This is a genomic window from Clostridium polyendosporum (assembly GCF_018332455.1).
GTDB lineage: Bacteria > Bacillota > Clostridia > Clostridiales > Clostridiaceae > Clostridium_AY > Clostridium_AY polyendosporum.
Genome location: NZ_BOPZ01000027.1, coordinates 36,206 through 47,021 on the forward strand (window position 1 = coordinate 36,206; position 10,816 = coordinate 47,021).

Sequence of the window (10,816 nt, forward strand, 5' to 3'; positions counted from 1 at the left end):
CTACCAATCTCCCTTTAGCTCATTAAATACTAATATTTTAGAAATTAAAATAAGTTTTTCATTCTCTGTTGTTTCAATCTGATCTCTGATAAGCTTTATAAGTTCTAGTCGGTCATTATTATCTTTCACTATCAAATACTTAATATTTTCGTATTCAAATTTTAGCCATAAATCTTGGCATTGTACAATTCCATCTGAATATGCTTTATATGCTTTTGGATTCATGTACTCTAAAGGAATTGTTAATGGTAAATCAGTTTGAGTTCTGCTTATATCTGGTATATACCTCCATTCTTTTTCATCATGGAAATTTCGGTTTTCATATTTTCCATTTCTGAACATTTGTCCTTCCAATGGTTTCATAAACAATAAACTTGTTAATAAATAGTTGCTGTAATCATCTATAATTATTCTATCATTATCATTAGCTTGAAGTGCTTTTGAAAAAACAACTCTATAATCATTTATTAAGTTTGAATTTGGATTGATGTATTGAATGGGCTGTATTCCTCGATTTATTCCCCATTCTTTATTTAGCCCTATACCATAATAACCATAGAACTCCATGTGCGATACTAATTTATTCAAATGTATATCACAAAAACAACACATTGGGAAAGCAATTTTTTTGCACTCTTCAAGCTTAAGATAAGCTATCATTTCTTCATAGTAACGAGGGACCATTGCTTTATATCTAATTACATCCTTCAGATAATCAATTTTAGTAAAAAATCTAAATAGTACATTGGCACTTTGTACTGGAGGAATATATACATTCCCCCCCATTCTGATTTCTGGTTTTTCTGATAATTGAATTGAAATTATCTCATCTTCCACTACATTTTGCATTTAAAATTCCTTCCACACTAATTTATAATTATTCATTATAAGTTGAGACTATAAATATTTATTATATTCTAAGTTATACAGATAAAATAACTCCTATCAAAATTATACCACATACTTACATATAGCTACATCAACATTATTATTTAATAGATCTAATTAAAAGACACTTAATATCCTTCATAATGTGTCAAGTAATCGCTTTAACGCCTCGGGATTGTCGCTGATTTCGTTTAGACGTTCTTGAGTTACTACGATGCCATACTTACGAATACCTTTTACCATGCTCTAACATGTCTTTTAAATTCCTTTGCTATATTTACTTTCCACTTTCCATTAGAACTCCATATAAATCGTATTGCGTAAGGAACTACGCCTCAACTAAATATCGTTTACTACCTTTTCATCGCTATCAATTGATTGTAGCATCATCCTAGGATTACTATGTCCAAACCATCCAGCAACTTCTTTGGCTAAAAATAGAGACTCATCAAAACTACTATATACAGTAATTGACCCTTTATCAAATTCTCTAATATTTATTATTTTCAATCATTCATTTATTAAATTTCTCCTTATTATTTAACATGTGTATGTATCCGCCTACACTTGGTGTTTACACACGCATGCTGAAAATAGGTTCTAAGCATGTAATATCAATGCATACACGACTTTTTAGTCTTAGTTTACTTCTTATTCTTTGATAGTACGTTCTCACTTTATAACTAGAAAAATGTAGTATTGATTACAACAGTTAAGGCGTTATATACATTTATCCGCTTTAGTGCATCCACTTGCTTCGCAAGTGTCTGCTAAACTCGCTACGCTCGTTTAAAACAAACTAATATCTCTTTATAATTATTAAATTTAACTAGAAGGATGTAGTAGTAATCTCATTCGTTCATAGCGTTAAATTTAGTTTAAAATTGTTAATTAATATATGTGTCCCCTTTACGCTGCCATTATGGTTTAATCGGTGATTTTGGTCGATATTCAACGTCATTAAATTTATCATGTTCTGTTGCATCTTTAACGCACTCTCCAAATACTGCGATGTTAGGATTTAATAAAAATCTGTTTGGCTTTCCCCGCCCTTGTTTCTCAATTAAAAGAAAGCCTTTACGTTCTAGGCTCTTCAATAGTGTGTGCAAGTTCCTTCTATCACAGTGAATTGCTTTCGCTAGACTTGATTCGTTAAACGGCTGCTTCGTTTCATCATCAATAATATAATTTGATTCCCAATCTAAAAAGGCTAAAAGTGATGTAAGTAACGCTAACTCTGGCGTTGTAAGCAAGTTGTTCCTTATTATGCCACGCCAGTTAATCCGGTGAAGTTTGATAAAATGTATGGTTTTCTTTCTTGCCTTAGCTTTTTTAGGTTTATGAACATAGACTTGCTCTCCATCCTGAACCCATACCTCTTGTTTCTTATGTTCGTGTAGAATTTCACCACTTTCTATATTAGTTACATAACGTGTGCTGCCATCTTCTGAGTACTTTATTGCTGTATCCATATCTTTTGTGTCACATCCTTACTGTTGTTTCTTTATCATAAGTAGTAATAATGCAGACCGTAGGTATCCGAATATTGTTCTTCTAAAGATAACCTTACAAGTCTGCATAAATAAAAGGCTATATGTGTTCCCTCTTTAGTTTAAGGACAAACTATCCCAGATTAATCTATAGTACTCACTTAGATCCTTCTGTGATAGAACTACTTTTGTTAATGTGGTTGGCGAAATTACGCCTTTCATTTTAAGAAAATTAATTAACCACTTTCTGCCTTTTTCTGTCCATTTAAATGTTTGTCCATATTTATTGATTGTGTAGTCAGCATAACCATCTGTAACTAAGAAGGCATAGTTAGCATATGGTTGGTAAACACCGTCTTTCTTATATATGACTTTAGTTTCTTTTAGAACTTCATATAACCCTCTGTCGCTTCTAAAACCAAGATCCTTTGCTATTGTTCTTGTACGCACTAGCTTTCCAGGAGCAATAACTTTTTCACAGTATTCAACTATAGGTTTCATTACTTCTATTTGCTTATTTAAGTTTCTAACACTTTCTAAAGTAACTTTGAACAATCCTTTTGTTGCCTCATCTGCATTAGGTAAATAAGTTTTTATGAACAGATCTTCGTTATTTACATAGCCTCCAGTTTTTCTAATGCTAGGAAGCACCTCATCAAATACCCAAGATTCAAACTTTACTGCGGCCGAAAGCTTTGATTTTACTATAAGTCTGTAGATGTCTCCTTCAGGGATTATTGCTATACTTGTTTTATTTCCTTGTGTAGTAACTGTGTCGTGTTTCACGACATACCTACAATGTCTTGATATCGCATCCCTTGGATTACTATAACCTAAAGCTCTTGCTACGTCAGATGCTACTGCGTAAGGCTTCTCTCCCACCATCACTACTCTTACTTGTCCAAATTCACTGCTATTAAATGCTTGCAAATTATTCATTTCTACCACTCCTTTGTTCCTCTAAAACTTCCATTACAGATTGCAACATTCTTCTTATGAATTTAACCTGGTTAATATCGTCAAATATCAATACCATTTTTTTAATTTCTTGCTCTTCAGAACCCTCGGAAACATCAGTGAAACTTATACCAGCAAGCCCAAGATTGCCCGCTCTTTTTACTCCAACAGCATACTCGTTGCTTTCCTCTGAAAAATCAATTATAATACCTTTCTTTTCTTTGCTAAAAACTAACATACTAATTTCTTCCTTTACTCTTATATTCATTAATTTTAGAAAATAATAAAACTATCTGGTGTATAGACCCAAATGGCTAAGTTACTTAATATTAAGTTGATAATAGATTGAAGATACTTTATCATCGAGTTGCTCACATAATAATCGCGCATCATCAATGTCATTTGCATCTGCTAGATCATAGAGCGAATTTATATTAATCCTTAGTGCTTCAATGATTCTAGTAAATGCCAATTCTTTCTTTTGTAGGGTATTCATCTAGTTCTCCTCCTTTCTAAAAAGTATTTCTCTCATCCATAAGCGATTCAGAGGGGGGTAATTAACCCCCTTCACCCCAAAAATCGTTCGACAGATTACGACACCCACCCTTATCCCCCTCGTGTTTTCAAAAAAATTTCTATAGTGAAAATCCAATTTGGAGATTCTATAAATTCAAATTTGCACACCAGGGTGGCATGTCACAATATGACATACTTAAAGCTAGAGCAAGCGGTACTGCTAGTTGCTCGCATATTGAGTAATGACCTAGATTATAGTAATGAATAATTATTATTGATTATGTGCTATATTTGAGTTCCCACGCTTATTTCTGTTTTACACCAAGCGTATACAGAATATTGGGTAGAGGTGTTTCTTGCAAGAGGGTGGCTTCAAGGTACGAGATGAGCGGTGCTTCCCCTTTTGAGCTAAGTTGCTTTACTTCCTCCAAGGGGGTGTACAACAAGATGATTGGGAATAGAATGGATATATTGTGATTGATATGGAAGCTGTAGGTAGATAAGGGATTATATAAAATATCTATTTTATAATAAAAAGTTGAATAATCATCATTTTTGTTGGAAATAATCAAGTTGTACAAGCTGTAGAGGTGAGGTTGTGTAAAATTTTAATAAGTGCAACTTAACTCTAAAACGAGTATAATTTTAGGTAATATATGGAATGAAGGGGGATATTATATGGCTTCTGTTACACAAAGAATAAAAGAAATAAAACAACCAAGAGGAGGATATATAAAGCCGAAAGAATTTACGATTATAAGTCTTGAAGATGGTGTTGATTTATATTCGGATGAAAATATTCATAGCAGTTTAATAGGGTTGGTAGTGGATTATATGACAAGATATACTGCGGGGACACCAATAGATGAAGCTTTTAGAATTTCACTTTTAGGTGCTTCTTTAATTAAGGAAGATGATTATGCGAAAAAATTATTAAAAGGTATAAAAGGTTTAGATGATAGTTCTATATCTAATGCATGTAAATTAGTAGGATATGACGTTTGCTTTAGAGCTGGAGTGATTGGATATAAACCTGTTCAAGATATTGAGGCTGATTCTAATACTATTTCTAATATCCGAAATATGATTAAAAGAAGTTTGGAGTTTATGGAAAAATACGGACCTGTAACTAAGGATGGCTTCACATTTGCAGGTGGTTATACAGATATAGTTTCAAGCGGTGATGGTGATTTTCTAACTGAAACAACTTTATGGGATTTTAAAGTTTCAAATAAAGCACCTACCAATGCTCATACTTTGCAATTACTAATGTATTATTTAATGGGAATCCATTCAATACATGAAGAATTTCAGACAATTAAAAGTTTAGGGATATTCAATCCAAGACTAAACAATGTCTATTTACTGGAAATGAGTTGTATTTCTCCAGAAATTATAGAGGAAGTATCATCTAAGGTTATTGGATATTGATAATTGAGTTATAATGTGAATCATCAAGAGCGGAGAAATCTGCTCTTATTTATTATTCTCTCGGTATCATAACCTAAAAAGTATTGGCACTGAAACGAGAATATGCGTACAAAAGGTATATCATGGTATAATATTATTAAGAACTTACGTCGGGATTGTAAATTTAATTGGGTTTTTATGTCATGATTATATATGTTGAAATAGAAATTATTTTATAGTAGATTGACTAATAGATAAATATATTAATTGGAGGATAATCAAAAATGAAAAAAATAATTAGTGTTCTTTTGGCATGTATTATGGTTATGGCATTAGTTGGATGTGGTGGCAATTCGAACAAACATGAAGGTGAAGCAAAAACGCCGTCAGGTTCAAAGATTCAAAAAGGTAGAGATTATAATAAGGTAGTTGATGACTTTAAATCAAAAGGATTCAAGAACATCAAAACAGAAAAACTTGAAGATTTAATTACAGGTTTGATGACAAAAGATGGAGAAGTTGAAGAAGTATCTGTTGGCGGCGATGTCAATTATTCTGCAGATGAATGGATATCTGCAGATGCAGAGGTTATTATTAAGTATCACACATTCAAAGGAAAAGATACTGAGGGTTCAGCAGAATCTGTGGCAAAAGCTGATTCAAATGCAAAAAAACCGACAGTAGAACTCTTAACAATAGATAATTGCAAAGATTTGGCAGAAATACTTAGCACAAAAGATGAGTTTAATCCTCTTATTAAAGAATTTGCTAAGAAGTATGCTGGAAAAACAATTGAGTTTGATGGTAATACCGCTGCTGTGAATCAACATGGAGATTATAAAACAAGATTTGACTATCTAATTCATACTGGAGACTATAATAAAACTAGTGTCTCGGGACCTTCTTTCCAATTTAGAGATGTTAATTATTTTGATTTGCATCTCACAGGAGATAGTGTTCCTGATACTTTAGGTGTAGGTCTTAATATCCATATAATTGCTACGGTTGGAGAATATAATGAGACTTCCGGTCTTTTTCAACTCAAGCCAGTTTCTATTAAAATGAGATAAATGTGATTAAAGAGGTGAGTAACAGTTGCGAAAAATAAATGGATATCATTCTTCTTATGCTTGTTTTTAGGTGTATTAGGAATACATAAATTTTATGAAGGTAGAATATTTTTCGGGATATTATATCTTTGTACAGGAGGGATTTTAGGGATAGGTGTAGTTTTATTTAAGCCTAACCCATATTATCCTTAAAATTGATATTAAAATATCTTTGACACTTAGCTTAATAAGATACTACTTGTTACGAGCAATGTATTAGAAAAAATTCGAACTATGCATAAAATTTTTGAGTGAAATAAAACTTCACAATTAGAATATACTGGGATTCCTCTATAAACAAAAACAGAGATACACCAATGTTTGATGATTAATGTTAAAAATATAATTATAGGTAGGAATTTAGGGGGGAATAAATATGGCACGTTCTATTAGAGATTCCCTTTCGGGATTTGGTAGTGAATTGTTGGAACGCATAAGAGAAAATAAGAATGCAAGGCTAGATGAAGCTGCATTTCAAGAAAGAGTCATCGGAATTGAAAAGGCAATTGCGGCTCTCTGTGAAGCTGAAGTTGAAGAAAAGAAAATCATTTACCTTATGCAAAAGTATTGGGATTTACGCCTTAGCGAGGTTAAGGAACTTTTGCGGCTAGAAAGATACACTGAAGAGAAGTAATTGATTCTTGTGGAAAAACAATCAACTCTACAAATTCCAATTTGTAGGGTTGGTTCAACATAATTTTACATTCGGGTCTGTCGTATATTTCGTATATTGTGTATTAATTGAAAAGGCAGTAATGCCTTTTTTTGTTTTTCTTGAATTCGTGTCGTAACTTTATAGTATTGACACCAGTAAATTGATGACGTATAATCAAGGCATAGAACAGTGTCAAAACTTGTATTCAAAAAAGGAGGAACAAAAATGGGTAAAATAATAGGCTATTGTAGAGTTAGTAGCAAGGGGCAATTAGATAACAATAGTTTGGAGCAACAAGAAAATACCATATTGGAGAAATACGCTAATGCAGTAATTTACAAAGAACAATTTACTGGAACAACAACGGATAGACCAGTGCTAAAATCAATTTTAAGCGATTTAGAGCAGGGGGACACTCTAGTGGTATCCAAGCTAGATAGACTTGCTAGAAACACTGTAGAGGGAATAGATACAGTGCAAAAGCTATTTGATAAAGGTGTAGCGGTTCACGTTTTAAACGTTGGATTACTAGAAAACACTTCTATGGGTAAATTCTTTTTAACTACTCTTTTAGCAGTAGCAGAAATGGAGAGAAATACAATTATAGAGCGTACTCAAACTGGAAAAGCAATAGCAAAGACTAAAGCAGGATTTAAAGAAGGTAGACCAAAAAGCTATACTAGAAAACAACTGGATCATGCTTTAAGTATGCTATCTGTTAACGGTGGAAAGCATAGTTATAATGAAGTGGCTGATATAACTAATATAAGTAAAAGTACATTGATTAGAGAGGTTAGAAATAGGAAAGTAGAAGTTTTAAAATAGACCTTCTTTTTATTTTTAAGTCACTTCCTTTTCTTATGATACTCATTAAACTCTGGCAAAATTTCTAACTTATTAAGCCAAAAGTATAGTGCTGATACTTTAAAGTTTTTGTTATTTTTCTTATTTATTAATTCTATAATCTTTGGTACAGACAATTTCTGTTCAACATATAGTTCAATCAGCTCTTCTTTTGAAGTAAAGTCTATAAGATAATCTTCTCTCGTACGCCAAGATCCCTTTTTCCTACGCTTTATGTTTAGACTTTCCATTATGTCAAGCATACAAGTATGGGATTTACCGAAATGTTCAGCTAACTGTTTAACCGTATATCTCTTGAAATTATATAAATAATCTACTTGTTCAAAAGTAACATCACCTTCACTAATTGAAGATTTATAGACTCGTAGAATTATCCCTTCATTTTGTAAAATTCTAAAGTTCTCTCTCTTATATCCCATAGTAAATAGCTCATCTTTATAAATTTTATCAGCAAGTGCAATTAAATCTTCTTTAAGGGTTATACTATAGTAATACATTGTACTATAACCCTTTACTTCCTTTTCGTGCACTTTTCTATCACCACCTATTAACCTTTCTACACATTCTTTGATACCATATGCAAAGTCCTTTGATGCAACAGAGACAGTAAAATTACCGTTATGCGAAATTATTCCTCCATATAATCTTTTTATTTCCCACACGGGTATTGTTCCATCCCCGTCAAGAACTCCCCTAAGGAAATCACCTAAAAATTTGTCTGGAACATATGGAGATCTTAGAATTTTAGTTTTCCGTGGCACAAGGCCATAATTTTGAAGAATCTTAGCTACTTCATGATTACGAAAGGCAATTTCATAGTGTATGCTCTTCTGTTTCACCGCTCTTCCTTTTACAATCCCATTTCCTTTACTATTAGGTTTAATTACATAAATTTTATTTTTGTAGTCGATAGTACGTACTATCCAATCTATTGTCTCTTTATTAGACAGCCCCAAAGTTATAGTTCCATTATCCTTTATACATCCATCAGTTAATAGTATTCCAACAATATACCAAAACTCCTTACTTTCATATTTAAAAAAATCTACATTAACCGAAGAATGCTTACTATTTCTAAGATAATTTGCTGTAGAAGTATCTCTTCCTAAATTATAGGTAGTGATTAAATAAGCAATTCTCTTTTGTTTTTCGCCAAGTTCTTGTGCGATCTCTCTAGCACACATTTCTAAGTCAGCGTAATAGTATTTTATAACTTCATATGGATATTTCTTCTGCAACCACCCTATCTTCTTTTCTAGCTTATATTCGTTTATAAGTTTTACAACATACGTACTACTACAATCATACATCGTTGCAATTTCCTTAATTTCATGGGTCTTCCTTAAATGGGCTAGTTTTTCCTTTGTCAATGTATGGCATATAGGTATCATATTTTCTTTCATTTACTCTCTCCTGATTAAAATATTTAATATGAAAGTTTCACTCAATTTGTTGTTTATATTATGATCCATTATATCTACTTCAAATTATAACACTAATTGGATAACATTTCTTGAACGTAACTACTCAGAAAGTTTCTAGTACGTGCCAATCTCTTTTTAGGACAGCATCACTTTTTCATTGGCATCTTTTCATTTTAGCAGTATAATAAAATTACAACGGCAGATTTGCCAAAATAAGTTAATGTGCATAAGCACTTAGTCCGACGTTGCTAAACAATATAAATTATAACAAAACCGCTTAAACACTACGTTTGAATAACATAGATTAACGCAGCGGACTCAAAATCCGCCGAGCTAACACTCGTGCGGGTTCGACTCCCGCCTTCGGCACCAAACAAGTTGTGTCAAAGACTTTAGGTACTTTAGTGCTTAGAGTCCTTTTTGTTTTGTATGTTTATAGTCCGTGTGGTACATTGGCTCTCTTTTGATTTTAATAAAATCACTGTGAAGGGAGTAATATCAATGGTTAGAAAGAAAATAGCTTTAAGTCTAAAGGAAAACTTTAGTCCGTGTGACATTAAAACCGAAGCTAAATTCACTCTAGAAAATCTTATGGAATTGTATCAAAAGTTCATTAACAAAAAAACTCTTGAAGGTCTATCTGCAAGGAGTTTAAAGGACTATAATACTCACTTTAACTACTTGATGAAATATCTATTAGATACACTCGGACTCCCTCAGTCCGTAGAGTTAAAAGCTGAATACTTCAATGAATATATAGCCTACATGAAATTGCAAAAAGGACTATCAAACAATACTATTAACATTAGATTAAGAACTATCCGAGCCTTTTTAAGGTGGTTAAATAAAGAAGACTATATCATCAATATTCATTCTAAAATTAAACTACTAAAAACTCCTATAGATACTGTTCATCCACTTTCCGCTTCTGAAGTTAAATCACTTTTAAAATTATGTAATTTAAATACTTTTGTAGGTCTGAGGGATTATACTGTCATGGTTCTAATACTAGATACAGGAATACGAATAAACGAGCTTCTAAATCTAAAAATAGATGATGTTAATTTAAAGACTGGAATAATAACCGTCAGAGCCGAAATAGCGAAGACCAGAGCATCTAGATTCCTCCCACTACGAAGCTTCTCAAAGCTCTTGTAACGGTATCTAAAGACTATAATAGCGATTATGTATTCCTTAATACTTTTGGTGAACAACTTCCCTATGAAGCTATCAGATATAGATTCTACAGACTAGGCAAACAAGCTGACATCAAAGCTCAGTGTAGCCCCCATACTTTCCGCCATACTTTCGCTACTAACTTTGTTAAAAATGGTGGAGATGTTTTCACACTTCAGAAGATTATGGGACATACCGAGATAGGCACTACTAGGAAGTATATTCAGTTAGATACTAGTTCTATTAGTAAACTCCATAGCAAAGCCAATGTACTAGATAATTTCCTATAATATAAAAGAGCCTTTATAGGCTCTTTTCAGACTGCTG

Annotated in this window: 11 protein-coding genes and 1 pseudogene; 6 read left to right on the forward strand and 6 right to left on the reverse strand. The window is 32.5% G+C overall.

Features of this window, described 5'->3' with window-relative positions:
* The 5 genes from CPJCM30710_RS13975 to CPJCM30710_RS13995 form a co-directional block, all read right to left on the reverse strand.
* On the reverse strand, window positions 1–849 hold the full coding sequence (locus tag CPJCM30710_RS13975) for an abortive infection system antitoxin AbiGi family protein (protein WP_212904790.1): 849 nt from the start codon (window positions 847–849) through the stop codon (window positions 1–3).
* Between the two features lie 959 nt (window positions 850–1,808).
* Window positions 1,809–2,360: a hypothetical protein gene (locus CPJCM30710_RS13980; RefSeq protein WP_212904791.1), complete on the reverse strand. Its 552-nt coding sequence runs from the start codon at window positions 2,358–2,360 to the stop codon at window positions 1,809–1,811.
* A gap of 135 nt (window positions 2,361–2,495) precedes the next feature.
* Complete coding sequence (locus CPJCM30710_RS13985) at window positions 2,496–3,317, reverse strand: BRO family protein (RefSeq protein WP_212904792.1); 822 nt, start codon at window positions 3,315–3,317, stop codon at window positions 2,496–2,498.
* Window positions 3,310–3,573, reverse strand: a complete 264-nt coding sequence (locus CPJCM30710_RS13990) for a hypothetical protein (RefSeq protein WP_212904793.1) — start codon at window positions 3,571–3,573, stop codon at window positions 3,310–3,312. Before CPJCM30710_RS13990 ends, CPJCM30710_RS13985 begins: the two co-directional genes overlap by 8 nt.
* Window positions 3,574–3,654: 81 nt before the next feature.
* On the reverse strand, window positions 3,655–3,831 hold the full coding sequence (locus CPJCM30710_RS13995) for a hypothetical protein (protein ID WP_212904794.1): 177 nt from the start codon (window positions 3,829–3,831) through the stop codon (window positions 3,655–3,657).
* Window positions 3,832–4,529: 698 nt separating this feature from the next.
* Here CPJCM30710_RS13995 and CPJCM30710_RS14000 point away from each other — a divergent pair.
* From CPJCM30710_RS14000 to CPJCM30710_RS14020, 5 genes are all read left to right on the forward strand, one after another.
* The gene (locus tag CPJCM30710_RS14000) at window positions 4,530–5,282 is read left to right on the forward strand and encodes a hypothetical protein (protein ID WP_212904795.1); all 753 of its coding nucleotides are present in this window, start codon (window positions 4,530–4,532) and stop codon (window positions 5,280–5,282) included.
* A gap of 263 nt (window positions 5,283–5,545) precedes the next feature.
* Window positions 5,546–6,331: a DUF4839 domain-containing protein gene (locus tag CPJCM30710_RS14005; protein WP_212904796.1), complete on the forward strand. Its 786-nt coding sequence runs from the start codon at window positions 5,546–5,548 to the stop codon at window positions 6,329–6,331.
* 42 nt (window positions 6,332–6,373) lie between these two features.
* A complete protein-coding gene (locus CPJCM30710_RS14010) occupies window positions 6,374–6,523 on the forward strand; it encodes an NINE protein (protein ID WP_212904802.1) in 150 nt (49 codons plus the stop codon).
* Window positions 6,524–6,746: 223 nt separating this feature from the next.
* A complete protein-coding gene (locus CPJCM30710_RS14015) occupies window positions 6,747–7,004 on the forward strand; it encodes a hypothetical protein (protein WP_212904797.1) in 258 nt (85 codons plus the stop codon).
* Between the two features lie 246 nt (window positions 7,005–7,250).
* Entirely contained in the window at window positions 7,251–7,850 is a 600-nt protein-coding gene (locus tag CPJCM30710_RS14020; protein ID WP_212904798.1) for a recombinase family protein, read from the forward strand.
* A 20-nt stretch (window positions 7,851–7,870) separates the two neighbouring features.
* Here CPJCM30710_RS14020 and CPJCM30710_RS14025 read toward each other — a convergent pair whose 3' ends face one another.
* Window positions 7,871–9,292: an LAGLIDADG family homing endonuclease gene (locus tag CPJCM30710_RS14025; protein WP_212904799.1), complete on the reverse strand. Its 1,422-nt coding sequence runs from the start codon at window positions 9,290–9,292 to the stop codon at window positions 7,871–7,873.
* 612 nt (window positions 9,293–9,904) lie between these two features.
* On the opposite strand from CPJCM30710_RS14025, the pseudogene CPJCM30710_RS18265 reads away from it, so the two are divergent.
* A pseudogene (locus CPJCM30710_RS18265) lies at window positions 9,905–10,779 on the forward strand (tyrosine-type recombinase/integrase).
* The last annotated feature ends 37 nt before the right edge of the window (window positions 10,780–10,816 follow it).